General features: G+C 67.7%; 11 protein-coding genes and 1 pseudogene. 7 read left to right on the top strand and 5 right to left on the bottom strand.

Annotated elements, in window-relative coordinates; genetic code table 11:
• The first annotated feature begins 385 nt into the window (after nucleotides 1–385).
• From VT03_RS22855 to VT03_RS22830, 6 genes and pseudogenes are all read left to right on the top strand, one after another.
• Nucleotides 386–1,243 (top strand): STAS domain-containing protein, encoded by an 858-nt coding sequence (locus tag VT03_RS22855; RefSeq protein WP_075097245.1) that lies wholly within the window; start codon nucleotides 386–388, stop codon nucleotides 1,241–1,243.
• A gap of 21 nt (nucleotides 1,244–1,264) precedes the next feature.
• Nucleotides 1,265–1,729 carry an STAS domain-containing protein gene (locus VT03_RS22850; protein WP_082846448.1) on the top strand — a complete coding sequence of 155 codons (465 nt, stop codon included), beginning with the start codon at nucleotides 1,265–1,267 and terminating at the stop codon, nucleotides 1,727–1,729.
• Nucleotides 1,707–2,111, top strand: a complete 405-nt coding sequence (locus VT03_RS22845; protein ID WP_075095143.1) for an anti-sigma regulatory factor — start codon at nucleotides 1,707–1,709, stop codon at nucleotides 2,109–2,111. The genes VT03_RS22850 and VT03_RS22845 overlap by 23 nt, the downstream gene beginning before the upstream one ends.
• Before the next feature lie 72 nt (nucleotides 2,112–2,183).
• Nucleotides 2,184–3,236 carry a SpoIIE family protein phosphatase gene (locus VT03_RS22840; RefSeq protein ID WP_075095142.1) on the top strand — a complete coding sequence of 351 codons (1,053 nt, stop codon included), beginning with the start codon at nucleotides 2,184–2,186 and terminating at the stop codon, nucleotides 3,234–3,236.
• A 199-nt stretch (nucleotides 3,237–3,435) separates the two neighbouring features.
• Nucleotides 3,436–4,308: pseudogene (locus VT03_RS22835) on the top strand (sensor histidine kinase); the annotation flags it as partial.
• A gap of 100 nt (nucleotides 4,309–4,408) precedes the next feature.
• The gene (locus VT03_RS22830) at nucleotides 4,409–6,433 is read left to right on the top strand and encodes a response regulator (protein WP_075095140.1); all 2,025 of its coding nucleotides are present in this window, start codon (nucleotides 4,409–4,411) and stop codon (nucleotides 6,431–6,433) included.
• Nucleotides 6,434–6,623: 190 nt separating this feature from the next.
• Here the strand turns inward: VT03_RS22830 and VT03_RS22825 are convergent, their stop codons facing one another.
• The gene (locus VT03_RS22825; RefSeq protein WP_075095139.1) at nucleotides 6,624–7,697 is read right to left on the bottom strand and encodes a DUF1559 domain-containing protein; all 1,074 of its coding nucleotides are present in this window, start codon (nucleotides 7,695–7,697) and stop codon (nucleotides 6,624–6,626) included.
• Between the two features lie 758 nt (nucleotides 7,698–8,455).
• Complete coding sequence (locus tag VT03_RS22820) at nucleotides 8,456–11,824, bottom strand: GAF domain-containing protein (RefSeq protein ID WP_075095138.1); 3,369 nt, start codon at nucleotides 11,822–11,824, stop codon at nucleotides 8,456–8,458.
• Between the two features lie 986 nt (nucleotides 11,825–12,810).
• On the opposite strand from VT03_RS22820, the gene VT03_RS33750 reads away from it, so the two are divergent.
• Nucleotides 12,811–12,978 carry a hypothetical protein gene (locus tag VT03_RS33750; RefSeq protein WP_156514702.1) on the top strand — a complete coding sequence of 56 codons (168 nt, stop codon included), beginning with the start codon at nucleotides 12,811–12,813 and terminating at the stop codon, nucleotides 12,976–12,978.
• A 256-nt stretch (nucleotides 12,979–13,234) separates the two neighbouring features.
• Here the strand turns inward: VT03_RS33750 and VT03_RS22810 are convergent, their stop codons facing one another.
• The 3 genes from VT03_RS22810 to VT03_RS22800 form a co-directional block, all read right to left on the bottom strand.
• Complete coding sequence (locus tag VT03_RS22810; RefSeq protein WP_197489055.1) at nucleotides 13,235–14,395, bottom strand: serine hydrolase domain-containing protein; 1,161 nt, start codon at nucleotides 14,393–14,395, stop codon at nucleotides 13,235–13,237.
• A 74-nt stretch (nucleotides 14,396–14,469) separates the two neighbouring features.
• On the bottom strand, nucleotides 14,470–14,859 hold the full coding sequence (locus VT03_RS33745) for a hypothetical protein (protein ID WP_156514701.1): 390 nt from the start codon (nucleotides 14,857–14,859) through the stop codon (nucleotides 14,470–14,472).
• Between the two features lie 262 nt (nucleotides 14,860–15,121).
• A complete protein-coding gene (locus VT03_RS22800; protein ID WP_156514700.1) occupies nucleotides 15,122–16,270 on the bottom strand; it encodes a hypothetical protein in 1,149 nt (382 codons plus the stop codon).
• Nucleotides 16,271–16,779: the final 509 nt, after the last annotated feature.

Below are 16,779 nucleotides of genomic sequence, written 5' to 3'. Positions count from 1 at the left end.
AGCCAGACGGGTTCGTATCCAAACGACATGGAAGCGACATCGGCTGAGACGCGGGACCGTGTGACCAGCGCCCGGGTGACTCTGATCCGTGCGACGGGAGTTCGCCGCCCCGGTTCCAGGGAACATTGTCCGGGCAGGATCCTCTTTGGGCCAGTCTGCTGGCTGGGCCGCCCGTGCCGGTCATGAAGCCGTTCGCTCGCAGCCGACACGGTCGGGCGCATGGAGCCTTCAGAACGCCGCGCCGGAAGCGTTCTGCTCGGCCGGGCCGTTCCCCTTGTCCAGAGTCCATTCTTTTTGCCCGACACAGTGTGGCGAATTGATACGGGCCGCTCCTATGATCGTCGATCCCGTTTCGCCGTTCCCGTCGCCCACAGAACGACCATTCATGGCCAAGGCCTCCACCCGCATCGCGGACGTACTCAAGAAGCATGAAGGAGACCTCGTCTCCGAATGGATGCGGCTTCTCCGCGAAGGGGGCTCCGGCCGCGATAACCGCATCAACGAGGCCGAGCTCAAGACCCAGACGACCGAGTTCGTCTCCCACCTCCAGCAGGCGGCCCAGACCGGCGATATCGCCAGCACGAGCCGCCCCGAATGGAGGGCGATCGAAGACTTTCTCTCGGAAGTCTCCCGCAGCCGCGTCCTTCAGGGCTTCTCCGCGGATGAAACCGCGCGGTTCGTCTTCTCGTTCAAGCAACCCCTCTTCGCCCGCCTGAAGACGGAGTTCGGCAAAGACGCCGAAGCCCTGGCCGACGAGACGTGGCGGGCCACGGAACTGCTGGACAAGATGGGGATGCTGACGATCCGCGCCTTCCAGAAGACGCGGGAAGACGTCATCCGCCGGCAGCAGCAGGAGCTCCTGGAGCTTTCGACGCCGGTGGTCAAGCTCTGGAACGGGATCCTGGCCCTCCCGATGATCGGAACGCTCGACAGCGAGCGGACGCAGATCGTCATGGAGTCGCTGCTGCAGCGGATCGTCGAGACCGGATCGGAGATCGCGATCATCGACATCACCGGCGTTCCGACCGTCGACACGCTCGTGGCCCAGCATCTGCTGAAGACCGTCACGGCGATCCGGCTGATGGGGGCGGACTGCATCATCTCCGGCGTGCGGCCGCAGATCGCCCAGACCATCGTCCACCTGGGAGTCGACCTGCAGGGAGTCACCACCAAGGCGAACCTCGCCGACGCGCTGGGGCTGGCGCTGAAGCGGCTGAACCTCGTCGTCTCCCGCAAAAGCTGATTCCCCTCAAGGCCGCTGCTCATGGACCGGATCCCGATTCTCCGAATGGGCGAGTTTCTGCTCGTCACCATTCAAGTCGACATGCAGGACCAGATGGCCCTGCGGCTGCAGGATGACCTCACGTCCAAGATCGAGAAGACGGGCGCCAAAGGGGTCCTGATCGACATCTCCGCGCTGGAGATGGTCGACTCGTTCATCGGCCGGATGATCGCCAACATCTCCGGCATGTCCCGCATCCTGGACGCCCAGACGGTCGTGGTCGGGATGCAGCCCGCCGTGGCGATCACGCTCGTCGAGCTCGGGCTCTCGCTGCCGGGGGTCAAGATGGCGCTCGACGTCGAGCGGGGGATGAATTACCTCCGCTCCCTCTATGCGGAGGATGCCCCCGACGCCGACGCCGAGCCGGACGACGACGAACCGGCCCCCGGAAACCGCGGCCCCTCGACGGGAAAGGGGTCTGGACATGCCGGTTCTGAGCAGTGGTGAACAGCCGGTCCAGACCGAGCCCGAGATCGTCATGGCACGGCAGGCGGTCCGGAAGCTGACGCAGGAGCTGCGGTTCAGCCTCGTCGACCAGACCAAAATGGTCACGGCGGCCAGCGAGCTGGCGCGGAATACCGTCATTTACGGCGGCGGCGGGCGAATGGTGTGGGAAGTGCTAAGGGACGGAGACCGGGCCGGCCTGCGGCTCACGTTCAGCGACGAGGGACCGGGAATTCCGGACATGAAGCTGGCGCTGACCGACGGCTGGACCAGCGGATCGGGAATGGGGATGGGACTTACCGGTTCCAGGCGCCTCGTGAACGAGTTCGATATTGAAAGCGAACCGGGAAAAGGAACCCGCGTCACCATCACTCGGTGGAAATAACCCCACCCGGCGGAAATCCCGCCGACCGGCGGCCGGCACCAGGCAGGGGCGCCTGAGCCGGAACTCAACAGTATGCGCGGACATCAATCAGTCATCGCCGTCACCGAGCGGAGTCAGGTCGGGGAAGCCCGCCGGGAAGCGAACCGGCTGGCGGAACTCGCGGGCTTCGGCGCCGTCGAGGCGGGAAACGCGGCGATCGTGGCGGCCGAGCTCGCCACCAATCTCGTCCGCTATGCCGTCGAGGGCCGGCTCCTGATCCAGACCGAATCGACCGCCGCCCGGACCTCCCTGATCCTCCTCAGCGACGACCGCGGACCGGGGATGGAGAACCTGGGGGCCTGCCTGACCGACGGCTACTCGACCGGCGGGACCCCCGGCAACGGCTTCGGCGCGATGCGGCGGCTCTCGACCGTCTTCGACCTCCATTCGTCCGTCCCCGGCGGGACCGTGATCTACGCCCGGATCGACCGGCCGGTCGACCGCTCCGCTGCCGCCGCCGCGCGGGACCAGCCCGGCTTCAGCTGGGGAGTCGTGAACCGCCCCATGCCCCGGGAAACCGTCTCGGGAGACACGTGGCGGATCGAGGAACGGGAGGGGCTGCTCGCCGTGATGGTCGCCGACGGCCTGGGACACGGTCCCGAGGCGAACGCCGCCGCCGAGCTGGCGGGAGACGTCTTCGACCGCGACCCGTTCGGGGCGGTGAGCGGGCTCCTGACCGATGCCCATGAGACCATGCGGGGGAGCCGCGGCGGGGCGGTCGCCTACGCCCAGGCGGACGCCCGGCGGGGGAGCCTGAACTTCGCCGCCGTCGGGAACATCGCCGGCAGCCTCCGCAGCGCGGCCGACGGCACGAGCCGCGGACTCTTCTCCCACAACGGCACGGTCGGCGTCCAGGTCCGCAAGGTCCAGACCTTCGACTACGAGTACCCCCACAACGCCCTGCTGATCCTGCATTCGGACGGCCTGCAGAGCCGCTGGTCGCTCGACGCCTACCCCGGCCTGGCGCAGCGGCATCCGGGGGTCATCGCTGGCGTCCTGGCGCGGGACTTCGACCGCGGCCGCGACGACCTGACTGTGGCGGTCATTCGCCGCGGAGCAGAAGGGAGGAGCGATGCCGCCGGCTGATCCGGACCGCGATCGACGCGATCTCTCCTCTCCGGCCGACACCGCGGCGGCAACGGACCGCTCCGCGTCCGCGACCGGCTCCGGACCCGCGGTCGCCGGGTCGTCTCCCGTCGCCGCGGCCAGCCCGGACACCGGGGCCAGCGCCGAGACGGTCGCCGCCACCGACACCGTTTCGTTCACGGAGACCACCATCCCCGACATGCCGACCATCGCCGACACCGCCGCCGAGCGGCTCGTGCGGCTGGAGCGGGAGATCCAGGGACTGCGGCTGCAGCTCGCCGACCGCGACCAGCGGATCCAGCAGCTCGACGAGGAACTGACCGAGACCAACCAGGGGGTCGTCGCCCTCTACTCGGAGCTGGACGACAAGGCGGCCCAGCTCCAGGAGGCTTCCGAGCTCAAGAGCCGGTTCCTCTCCTACATGAGCCACGAGTTCCGCACGCCGCTCGGCTCCATCCGCAGCATCGTCCGGATCCTTCTCGACGAGATGGACGGCCACCTCACCGCCGAGCAGCGGAAGCAGGTCAGCTTCATCCAGACCTCCGCCGTCGAACTGAGCGAGATGGTCAATGACCTCCTCGACCTCGCCAAGATCGAGGCGGGGCGGATCAGCATCTCCCCCGCCTGGTTCGAGATGGTGGACCTGTTCCACGCCATCCGCGGGATGTTCAAGCCGCTCCTGACCTCCGAGGCGGTCTCCCTGATCCTGGAAGAGCCGGTCGGAATCCCGCGGCTCTACACGGACGACACCAAGGTCTCGCAGATCCTGAGGAACTTCATCTCCAACGCCCTCAAGTTCACCCCCCGCGGCGAGGTCCGGGTCACCGCCCGCAGCGAGGGACCCGATCGCGTCACGTTCTCCGTGGCGGACACGGGCATCGGGATCGCGCCGGAGTATCATGGCGCGGTGTTCAACGACTTCGTCCAGATCGACTCCCCCCTCCAGCGGAAGTGGCGCGGGACGGGCCTGGGACTCTCGCTGAGCCGGAAGATGGCCGAGCTCCTCGGCGGGCAGGTCGCCATGACGAGCCAGCCGGGGGTCGGGTCCACCTTCTCGCTGACGATCCCGATCCGCTTCAAGGGAGGCGGGGGCGAAGGGGACGGGGACGGGGACGGGGCATCGGCCGACGGTCCCGACGGCGGCGGCGCGCCGGCCGGCGAAGGAGGCGCTCATGGGGAGTGACACACCGCGGATCCTGGTGGTGGACGACAACCCGGCCACCCTCTATTCCACCACCCGCATCCTGCGGGGGGCGGGCTTCGCCGTGACAGAGGCGGAGACCGGACAGGACGCCTACCGCCGGGCGCTCGAAGGGGTCGACCTCGTCGTCCTCGACGTCAACCTGCCGGACATCGACGGCTTCACCGTCTGCCGCATGCTCCGAGAGAACCCCACGACGGCCCATCTGCCGATCGTGCATCTCTCGGCCACGTTCGTCACGACCAGCCACAAGGTGACCGGCCTGGAGTCGGGAGCGGACGGCTACCTGACCCATCCGATCGAGCCCCCGGTCCTCGTCGCCACGGTCAACGCCTTCCTCCGCGCCCGCCGGGCGGAGTCGGAGCGGCGGGCGAGCGACGAGCGGTTCCGGGCGATCTTCGAGAACGCCCTCAACGGCGTGGCGATCCTCGACGACAGGCTCGTCTGCCGCGACGCCAACCCGGCCCTCTGCGGTCTGCTGCTCGTGGATCGGGAGGCGCTCATCGGCCGGGTCGTGACCGACTTCGTCGCCGAGGAGCGGCAGGGGGAGATCGCCGCGATCCGGCACGAGCTGAGCGAGAACCTCGCCTGGCGGGGGACGCTCCCGCTGCGGCGGTCCGACGGCACGCCGGTCTACCTCGAGTGCAGCCTGTCGCAGTATCACGAACCCGGCCTGCGGCTGGCGATCGTCAACGACGTCACCGACCGCCTCCGGCACGAGCAGGAGCGCGAGGAGCTGCTGGCGAGCGAGCGGGCCGCGCGGGGCGAGGCCGAACGGGCCAACCGCCTCAAGGACGACTTCCTGGCGACTCTCTCGCACGAGCTGCGGACGCCGCTGAACGCGATCGTCGGCTGGTCGCAGCTCCTGCGGATGGGAAGCTCCACTCCGGCGGAGCTGAACGAAGGGCTGGAGGCGATCGAGCGGAACTCGCACGCGCAGTCGCAGATGATCGCCGACCTCCTCGACATCTCGCGGATCACGAGCGGAAAGATCCGCCTCGACGTCGAGGCGATCGATCCCGCGGCGTTCGTGGAAGCGGCGCTGTCGGCGGTCCGCCCCGCCGCGGACGCCAAGGAGATCCGGCTGATCCAGACCCTCTCGGCCGCCGCCGGCCCGATCCTCGGCGACCCCTCGCGGCTGCAGCAGGTGCTGTGGAACCTCGTCAACAACGCGGTCAAGTTCACCCCCCGCGGCGGACGCGTGCAGGTCTCGGTCCGGCGGGTCAATTCGCACGTCGAGATCCGGGTCGCGGACAACGGACGCGGGATCGAGAAGACGCTCCTGCCGCTGGTCTTCGAGCGGTTCCGGCAGGGGGACGGGACCAGCACCCGCGAACACGGCGGACTGGGGCTGGGACTGGCGATCGCCCGTCAGATCGTCGAGATGCACGGCGGGACGATCGAGGCGGAGAGCGAAGGGGACGGCAAGGGGGCGACGTTCATCGTCCGGGTCCCGGTCAGCTCGGTCCGCCTGTCGCAGCCGCACGAGGAGTCCGCCGCCGGAGAACCGGCGGCAGCCGACAGTCCCGCCGCTCCGGAGGCGCCGACGGTCGGAGCGGGCTGGCGGGTCGACCTGTCGGGGATCCGGGTCCTCCTGGTCGAGGACGATGACGACTCGCGGGCGATGGTGAAGCGGGTGCTCACGGGCCGGGGCGCCGAGGTGCGGGAGGTGGCGAGCGTCAACGCCGCGCTCGAGGCGATCGAGCCGTTCCGCCCGCACATCCTGATCAGCGACCTCGGAATGCCGGGTCGCGACGGTCTCGATCTGATCCGGGACATCCGCCGCCGCGGCGTGACGTACCAGTCGCTCCCGGCGATCGCGCTGACGGCGTTCGCGCGGCTGGAGGACCGCCGACGGGCGCTGCTGGCCGGCTTTCAGGTGCACCTGACGAAGCCGGTCGATCCGCACGAACTGACGGCGGTGACGGCATCGCTGACGGGCCGCACGGGAGGCCACCTCCGCCCGCCCCAGCCCCCTGCTCCGCCATCCACCTGAGCAGGCCCACCGCGAAAGCGAAAGCGGCACCCCGGGATGACGAAGCGAGAAACGCCCCCCCGAAGGGGTGAGGCCCAGAACAACAACGCCCCCTGTCCGCGATTGCGGACAGGGGGCGGAAACTTCGGTTGCTCTCCGTCCGGTCGAGACCGGACGACGCATCGAGCCAATCAGGCGGTCGAACGCTCGATCAGAAATCTCCGACCGGCAAGCCGTCCGACTTGTGGTTGATCCGCTGCCAGAGCCCCATGCGGGTCGCCAGGAGCGTCTTGTTCAGGTACGCCCCGCCGCCAGCCGTGTTGTCGTTGCATCCCATGTCGCGCCAGATGCACCCGGCCCCCTGCGCCGGCGGGTAGTTCGCGTCGCCGTTGGTGGTGTCCAGGATGTGCTCGATCTGCTCGCTGATGAAGCGGACGGCGCCATCCGCCATGAGGGTGTTGACGCCCCCGGCATGGTCGCTCGAGACCCGGATATTGGTGTGGGTCGGCGCACTGAACCGGCGAAGGTCGTTGACCGGCGCGTACATGGCGAAATTCAGCCACCAGTCCTGACAGCAGGCCTGATCGGTTCCCGGCGCGGGGGTCCCCTGCGTGGCGCTCTGCGCTCCGAGCCACGCTCCGCCGCTCCAGACACGGGCCGATTTTTCGACCACGGCCACCACGTTCGAAGATCCGTCCGGGAACTTGGACAGGTTGGAGACCGGCGCGGGATCGATCGTGAAGAAGCCTCCCGACAGGTTCATGCTCGTGCTGTCGCTCCAGTTGTTGAACGCTCCCGAGTTTCCGAAGTAACTCGTCCCGGGGAAGGAGCCCATGTAGTTCACGTCCGCCGTGGCGTGGATGTTCCGGACCTTCGTGCGGTTGACGTCGCTGGGGCAGATCACGCCGGCAATCCCCGGGCTGGCCAGAATCGTCGTCTTGTTCGTCCCTTCAAAAATGGGAACCGTCGGTTCGAGCTTGTTGTAGAGAGCCGCCTGATCCATATGCGGCAGGATCATCGCTCCCCAGCTGAACCCGTTCCCTTTCTCGTGCGTGCCGTTCCATCCCCGGATCTGCCCCGGGGGAAAGACTCCATGAGACTCGTGGTAGTTGTGCAGCGCCACTCCGAGCTGCTTGAGATTGTTCTTACACTGACTAGCCCGGGCCGCTTCGCGGGCCTGCTGCACGGCGGGCAGCAGAATGGCAACCAGGACGGCAATGATCGCGATGACAACCAGCAGTTCAATCAGCGTGAATCCCTTCGACCGACTCGATGGCACTTTCATAATTCAGCTCCGCGCGCAGAGACCCTTTTCGATCCGGGCGGGCCGCAACATGCGACGGGCCAGCGAACCAAAGAAAAGCGAACCGAAACGTGACAAAAGCCTGGCGGGCTGAGCGCGAGATCACTTCTTCGCGGCGGAGCCCGGTTTCTTTTCAGCGGTGGACATGGAGTTTGCCGCGTCTTCGACCGATTTGCCCGGCGGCGTCAGGGGGGGCTCGGGTGCCCGACTGCAGGCCCCGAGAACGATCACAGATACAAACAACAGATACGACGAACGGCGCAGCCGCCTGGGTTGCAAGTTCATGACGGCCTCGCCCGAAATTCTGGCTGGAAGTTGGAACGAACGATGCGAAAGGATCTGAAGAAATGCCGCCCGGAGATGCCCGCTGAGGCGGTTGGCGTGACATTACCTCTTCTCCATGTGAACAGTCAATGACCTTCAACTGTTGACTGGATGAAGAGTCCGATTCTCTAAAAAGCCACCCGAGGAGAGGCGATCCAAGGCCACGCTTTACTTCGTGCGCTTTCGACAATCGGCGTCGAAGAAGAACGCGAAGAGCTCCACGACCACACCGTCCACCGGGTTTGTGGACGACTCCAAGTGAACGGACGCGTGACGTCTGCGGATCACCGCCTCGGGTGACCTCCTTCGACTCGGACGCCCTCTTTCGCCGGCACTGTTCGACAGGGAAACGCCTCCGGCGGCCAGCGCTTCCCGCCCTGGACGCGGGGCTCTTTCGCTCGCTTTGAATCCGGAGCTCAGCTCTGACTCACGACCGACCGGATCGACGCGATCAACTGCGCTGACGGGCCACCCTTCGTGAAATACTCCACCGCCCCTGCCTCCCGCATCGCCTGCCGTACCGACGGATCGTCGTGCGCCGACAGCCCGATCACCCGCACCTCCGGCGACGCCGCCATCACCCGCTGCGTCGCCGCCACCCCCGTCATCCCCGGCAGACTGACATCCATCAGCACCACGTCGGGAGCGAGTTCCCCCGCCAGCTCGATCGCCCGCGGCCCATCCGCCGCCTCTCCGATCACTTTGAAACCGGGCTCCCGGTTCAACACAAAGATGAGCCCCTCGCGAAGGATCTTGTGATCGTCGACCACCAGGATGCGGATCACATTCTCCTCCGGCGTCTCCGGCCCATGCGGCCCCCTCGCTGCGGGCGTCACCGGCGGCGGCGGCTCCGGCAACTTGACGGGAACGGTCACGCGAATCCGCGAACCGCGTTCCGGAGCGGTCTCAATCTCCACCCCGCCCCCGAGATGCCGGACCCGCTCCCGGATGCTGAACAGGCCGAACGACTCCGGCGAACCGCGATGGATCTCGGTCGGACGGCTGCGGAACCCGGCTCCCCGGTCCGCCACCTCGATCCGGACCTGGTCCGCCGCGGGACGCGTGAGCCGGATGCTCGCCTCGGTCGCCTTCGCGTGCTTCACCACGTTGAGGAGCAGCTCCTGTGTCGCCTGGAACAGCAGCGCCCGCAGGTCCGCGTCCTCGACGTCCGTCGTGCCGTCCGAGGTGAACTGGACCTTCAGACCCAGGTTGTCGCGCGACCGCTTCGCCAGCCACTCCAGCCCCGCCGCCAGCCCTCCGTCGTCGAGCAGCGGAGGAATGAGCTCGACCGCCAGGCTTCGGCTCGCCTGAATCGCCTCCTGGATCACCGCCAGCGCCCGGTCGAACGACTGCTTCGCATCCGGCGACCGCGCGTCCATCGCCGCCAGCCCCACGTGAAGGTTGGCCGCCACCAGGAGTTGCTGCACATGGTCGTGCAGGACGTGCGAAAGCCGCCGCCGCTCCCGATGCTCCGTCCGGGCCAGTTCGACCGCCAGGGCCCGGAGCGACTCCGTCCGCTCTTCGACGCGCGACTCCAGCGTCGTATTGAGTTCGCGAAGACGATCCACCGCCTCCCGCCGCTCGGTGACATCCACGCAGGCCCCCGCCATGTGGGTCGCCTGCTCCCCGGCGGTGCCGAAGACGTCCCCCTGATCCCGCAGCCAGCGGACCGTCCCGTCCGGCCAGACGACGCGGAACTCGACATCGAGACTCCCCCCCTGCCGCACGGAGTTCTGGAACGCATCCGCCACCCGCGTCCGGTCCTCGGGATGGATGTGACTCAGGAACTCCGAGAGAGGCCGGGTCGTCTGCACCGGCTCCAGTCCGAGCAGACGATTCAGATTGGCGTCCCGGACGTGATCATCGCCGGAGACCTCCCACGACCAGATCCCCATCCGGGCGGCGGCGAGGGCCAGCCGCAGCCGCGACTCGCTCTCCCGCAGCGCCGTCTCTGTCCGGGCCCGCTCGGCCGCGGCCCAGGTCCGTTCGGCGACTTCTTCGAACAGCTGCACCTCCGCGCCGCTCCAGTCCCGGGGCGTTCGCTCCAGCACTCCCAGGACGACAAGGAGCCGCCCCTCCTTGACCAGCGGCACACCAACCCACGCCCGCACGCCGATCGTCCGGTAGGCCTCCCGCTGCGACTCGAACCGCGGGTCGGCTTCCGTGTCCACCACCACGATGGTCCGCCCCGCGCGGTAGTTCGCCACGATATCGGCACCGTAGTCGGACATCCGCATCCGGTCGGGGAGCCGGATGCTGCCGTCTTCGTACCCGGCCGCCTGGACGAATCCGTCCTCGTCGGAGTCCAGCTCAAAGTATGAAGCAACCGCGACCTTCAAGTGCTCGGCCAGGAGCCGCATCGCCTCCCTCTGCATCTCCACGGCGTCGTTCAACGGTCGGATCGCGTCGCTGAGCCGCAGGAGAAAGGCCTGCCGCTCCTGGGTCCCCCGCAGGACCGCTTCCGCCCGCTTCCGCACGGAGATGTCCTCGAACACGACGGAGATGAGCGGGCTCCCCGCGCCGCCGACGCGATTGGCGTTCGTCCGATACCAGCGGTCGGAATCGCGGTTGTAGTCCTCGACCACCTCCGGCACGCCGGTCGACGACACGCGGTCGTAGTAGGCGAGCCAGTGGTCCTCGATGTCCGGCAGGACCTCGAGGACCCGCTGCCCGGGCTGGACCTGAAAGCCGGTCAGGCGGGCAAAGACCGGGTTGACTTCGCGATAGACCAGATCGACGAGCCGCCCCCGATCGTCCCGAATCGTCTCGAGGATCGCGAACCCCTCGTTGATCGATTCGAACAGCAACCGGTACTTCTCCTCGCTTTCCCGGAGAGCGATGTCGGCCCGCCTCCGGTCGTTGATGTCGTTGAACAGGACCGCGACGCGCCGCTCGTGCGGCGGCCCCACGCGAAACGCATACACGTCGTAGAACCGCCCGAGAGCCTCGGCGGGCATCTCGAACCGCCGCGGCTCGCCCGTCCGCGCAATCTCTCCGTAGATCTCGAACCAATGGGCGTCGTGATCGGGCACGAGCTCCCGGATGGTCCTTCCGACGGCGTCCTTCAGACCGGTGTGCCGTGCGAACGCCGGGTTCGTTTCGAGAAAGCGGTAGTCGGAGGCCCTTCCCGCTGCGTCCAACAGAACCTCGATCAGGCAGAACCCTTCATCGAGCGAGTCGAACAGGCTGCGATACTTTTCCTCGCTCTGGCGGAGGGCGTGTTCGGCCTGCCGGCGGGCTTCGGCTTCCTTGTGCCGGGAGAGGATGACGGAGGCGGTGTGGGTGATGAGGGAGGCCAGCTCCCGGTCCTGCTCGGTCGCCTCACGCGGCTGGCGGGAGTAGATCGCCAGGGTGCCGACGACGTTTCCCGTCGTCGTGCGGATCGGAAAGCTCCAGCAGCCGCGATAGTCGAACCGCTGGGCGACCTCGCGCCACGGTTCCCAGCGGGGGTCGGTCATGACGTCGGTGGTGAGGACCGGTTCGCCGGTCGCGGTCGCGAGCCCGCAGGCCAGCGACTCGGGACCGATCCTGAACCCGTCCACGACCGCGGCGTAATCGTCCGGCATCCCGACGGCGTGATGGAGCGCGGTCCCGTCTTCGTTCGCGAGGTAGAACGCCGCGCGGGTCTCCGGCCCGAGCTGCTCGACGGTGGTGCGGACCAGGATGCCGAGCGACGCCGGGAGGGGCTGGCCGTTCATCGCCGTTTCGAGCGCTTCCCGCTGACCGCGAAGCAGTGCGGTCAGTCCCCCGTTGAGGGGGCGGAGGTGGTCGCCGGGGGTCGGCATGGAAGGGTTCCGGAATGGATCGTGCGGGGAGTCCTGCACGTCTCTCGGGCGATGAAGTGGGTGCGGAGGCGATCGTACTGAATCGGTGGCACATTGACCGCCGGGGCTGGCGGGGGCATGTGCCTGGCGGATGCCTGAAGGAAGGATGTCGTTCGCCGGTCGTTCGAACAGCCAGAGAATTCCCGGTGCCGCACCCGGAGAAAGGCGAGCCTCCCAAAGGCCGCCCGCTCGCCCAAATTACCGGGGTCCAGGGGGTACCCCTGGTGGGGGATGCAAGGGGGCAACGCCCCCTTGCCCGCCGGAGGCCCTCTCGTCGAGGGATGTCTGAAGGAGACCGTATCCAAGCGCGGACACGGTGCCGTATGCCCCCACACCAACCCGCGGGGAATCCGCACCGAGCGTGGATTCCCCAGCGCCGGCATCACAAAGGGGACGTCCGTTGCGTACCACGGTTCCTCATGGAAGTGCCTCCGGGTCCTTGGGCCTTTCTTCGGCAGCATTGGCCGGCACCGAAGGGGTTGGTCGCACAAACAGTCCATCCCCTTCGGCAACGGCGGTCGATCTGGTATGGGATCGGGCATCCCATCCGCAACACAGTCTCCGGCACCAGGGTCATGCCTCGATTCGCGGTTGTTCTGGCAGCGATGGCGAGCATGATCTCAGGCGGATGCGCGGCCATCTCGACGAGATCGCTCGCAGGCGGAGCCCAAGCGGCGTCGACGGACGAGGGCCTCAAGGGGACGATCTCAACCGGTCCGTCCCGATTCCTGCAGAGCGAGCCTGTCGACGTGCCGTTTCTCCTACACCTGGAGTACCAGCGGCCCCCCTAAGATCTCACGCTGCGGGTCGAAGACGCGCAGCGGCAGTTCGAGGCGCTCGAGGTCCGGGAGGTCCGGATCCGGTATGAGACGCAACCGGAACGCACCATCACACCGCGCCAGACGGTCGAGCGGTTCGAAGAGGGACACGACGGCCAGGAAGTCTTCGTGCACATCCTGGACGCCCTCCCCCGCCACGCCCCGGTGGATGTCACCATCACCGCCGAAGCGATTCGCCCCGATGGCACCCGCGTCCCGCTGGAGTTCCAGGAACGGTTCTCCCCCAACTCCCTGGACTGGATCGGCGACTGGTTCTCATGGGCGACATCGGCCTGACGGGGCATGCGGGAAAGGTGGCCGGAAACGCAAACCGGCAGAACCTGCGGGTACGACGAGGCGGGATGACAACTGGTCTAGGATCACCGGACAGGGACCGTTACAACCCGCCCATCGCCCCCGGCTAACAGCTTGAGTCCCCAGCCCCCCGGTGGATTCGTTGTTGCCGGGTTTTTTTATTTTCTGAGGACAACCCGGACCGCCATGAGCGCGGCCCTCGGATGGGATCGCCCCCCCGGCCCTGGCTACGGTCCGGCTACGCGTCGCCGTGCTTGTTGAAGAGATCCGTCAGCGACTCCCAGAACTTGTCCATGTCGAGCGGCCGCCCGTTGCCGAGCATCACGATCGTCCGCTTCGTCAGCAGGTCGTGCCAGTAGTAGGTCCCGAACCCACCCCAGCCGCCGCTGTGCCCGTAGCCAGTCGCCTTGCGGCTCCCCTCGAAGTACAGCCCCCAGCCCAGGCCGTACGAATGGAACTTGCCGTCGCGGGTCTTGGCCGGGGTGAGGGCCATCTGGACCGTCGCGGGCTTGAGCAACCGGCCGGAATGCAGGAACGCGTCCCAGGCCGCCATGTCTTCGGCACTGCACCAGATCGCGCCGTCGCCGCAGGTGAGTAACGTCTCGGTCCGATCCGGCGGCAGAGCCCACTGCTCTTCCCAGGCCCCCTCCTCCTTCGAGTACCCGATGGCGTCGACGCGACCGGCCCGCGCGGGGACGCTCCCCGGCCCCTCGGAGACGAAGGCGGTCTTCATCCCCGCGGGGTCGAAGATCGCCTCGCGGAGGAACTCGCCGAACCGCTTCCTGGTCGCCCGGGCCACGATGACCGCCAGCAGCAGGTAGTTCGTGTTGTTGTACTCGTGCCGGGCCCCCGCGGCGAAGAGGGCCGGGACCTTCTGCCGCGCGAACTCCCCCACATAGTCGTCGTTGATCCAGTAATCCTTGTTCCGCGCGGGGACATCGGCGAGATCCATGTAGGACGCCAGTCCCGAGGTGTGCTGGAGCAGGTCGCGGATGCGGATCGGCGCGTTCTTCTCCGTCGGAGGGAGTTCCGGCAGGTGCTTACGAACGTCGTCCGTGACCGACAGCGTCTTGCGGTCGTGCAGCAGCAGGATCGCCGAGGCGGTCATGGTCTTGGAGACCGACGCCAGCTCGAACATCGTCTGCGGCGTCACCGGCCGACGGTCCTTGATCCGCGCCAGTCCGACGCAGCGAAAGAACGGCGCGGCATCCCCCCGGCGGGCCATCACGGCCAGTCCGGGCGCATCGTCCGTGAAGCCTTCGGCCCGCACGAGCTTGTCGAACGCCTCCTCGAGCGGAGTCGCGGCGACAACCGGCCGCGGGACCGCCCCCAGCGAGAGCCCCGAAGCGGCCGCCAGGAGATGCAAAGACTCTCTCCGCGTCAGACGTGAAAGACTCATCGCGAGGTTCCGTGTCGTGCAGGCGGACAACAGGCCAGAAGAAGTGACGCAGTGATAGCGGATGCCCCGGTGGCTCAACCACCCAACGGGCTGGAACTCTGCCGCCGAAAGCTCGCGATGCACCATACGGTCATCACGGCATGGAGCATCGCCCCCGGCCACAGCCCCCATCCCCGCAGCCCGGCTCCCATCCCGCCGTACGCCAGCCCGCCATACGCCAGGAGTCCCGCCGCGGCGACGTTGTAGAACAGCATCGCCGCCACCAGCCCCCGCGCCGCGGGACTCCCCGCATCGCCGCGAGCCATCCAGCACGCGATCCCCAGCGTCGTGAGCCCCGCCCCGCCGATCCGCGTCACCATCACGGCCGCCGCCCCTGCGAGCGGTTCCCCCGCCAGCAGCATCACGCTCAGCGCCGGAAAACAGAGCAGCCCCAGCCCCGCCCCCAGCTCGATCACGGCGGACACGGTGTGCAGCGATTTGGCAGAAATGGCCCGGCCCCCCGATGGAATGGAACACGTCCTCTTCAAAGCGACATGTCAACGCATCCCTGGCGGGGATGCAATGCTCGTCCGCGGCTCGGTGGGAGCGGTCTACCCGGTCCAATGGCCTACTAATCGGACGCGATCGCCGTCGCGCATGCCGGCCCACAGGGCCATCCGTTCCTCCAGCCAGGGCCAACGGCCCTGGCCTCACCGGCAGACAAGCCCTCGGCTTCCGGACCGCGTCCTACAACCTCCGCACTTCCAGCCGCGACACCACGAACTCCGACCCGTTCGTCGCCAGAAACCCGAGCGGCTGTGGTTTGCTCCACAGGGTCGGCACCCCCAGCTCACCCCGCTTCCCACTCCACGTCAGGACCGTCGCGCCGTCGACATCGGCGCGGATCGCACCCGGCTTGACCTCCACGCGGACCAGGTGACGCCCTGCTCCCAGCACCTGCCCCCGATAGCCCCGGCCTAGCGCGGCCTCGTCCGGAGCGTCGGGGTCCTTTGCATTGATCGTCGAGATCCGCCCCCGGTTCCCATCGAGCGCCACCAGCGTCTGCGAGCCCTCCACCACGACCCCGATCCCGAACATCCCGGTCCCGCTACCCACCCGCTCCACCTCGATCGTCAGCTCGTAGGACTCCGGGGGCTGAAACGGCAGCTGCAGCATCGCGTCCCCCCACTCGGGAGCGGTCAGGATCTGGTGCTCCTTCTTCAGCCACCGGCCGGACCATCCCCGCGCCTTCACGTCCAGCACGGGGAAGAGGTCCAGCGGCTCCGCGCCGACCGTCGCCGACGGGCCGGGCTCTGCGGGCGGCTCGAACCGGATCGAATCGAACACCCGCTGAAACACCGGCGATGCCGCGTCCCCCGTGACCGCCACGTCGGTCACCATCCGTTCCAGCTCGAACATCCGCCGCTTGCCATCTTTGCCATCCTTCTTGAAGACCACCTCGCGGCACCGCACCGGCCAGCCCTCGACGAACCGGTTCGACACGAGCTGATACCCCTTCTCCCCGCTCCCGCTGGCGTCGACGTTCTCGATGATCGGCAGCCCGCCGCTGCGGCCGAAGCCCTTCTGGACCTCGGTCAGCAGGACCTTGTGCCCCTCATGCGTCCCCTTCCAGGTCGTGATGATGTAGTCGGGGGTGATGAAGCTCGCGTCCGGCGTATTGACGTCCTGTGCGATCGGCTGCAGCCGCGTGTTCGCCGGCAGCAGGACATTGAGCCCGCCCCGATTGTGGTAGAGCGACCACTTCCAGTCGGGCGGAGCGGGATCGGGGGCCGCCGCCTCGAACTCCTGCCGGACGATCCGCAGCGCGGCCTCCGCCTGCTTCGGCCCGATGACCCGCGCCCAGACCTGCTGCACGAGCAGCGCCAGCGCGGCCACGCCCAGCACGACTCCGCCGATGGAACCCCAGGGAACTCCCGAAGTCTTCTTCCGGCGGGTGGCCTTGGACGTTGAGGAGGACGAAGGCCGTTTCTTCCGCCGAGCGGGATGTGAAGAGCTCATAGCCGGGCGCGAGGCTAGTGAAGAGGTGTCGAATGAGCCTACACCCGCCGACCATCGAGAACCAGCCGGGGCTCGAACTTCGATTCGCCCCCGCAAGGGTCTCCCCTGGACCCGCTGGGCGATCGACGCTGGGTGACATCTCGGACATCCGTCCGCCGACGGAGAGCCTCGTCCATCGCTCGCGACATGATCTTTCCCAGCCCGCCCCCACCGCACAACCCCACCTCCCGCCTCCCCCCCCCTCCGACCGGCTCTCTTCCCGCGAATTATCCAATTGCGGTTCGGAAACAGCAGGTTGATAATGAAACCTGCTGTGCAGTGACCCATCTGGCTGGTGCTTTCCACGTTTCAGGGCGGCGCACCGCTGCGCCGATTTCGGGCGTCAT

Source organism: Planctomyces sp. SH-PL14 (assembly GCF_001610835.1).
Classification (GTDB): domain Bacteria; phylum Planctomycetota; class Planctomycetia; order Planctomycetales; family Planctomycetaceae; genus Planctomyces_A.
The sequence above is the reverse complement of the archived record's forward strand: the minus strand, read 5'-3'. Positions and strand labels throughout refer to the sequence as shown.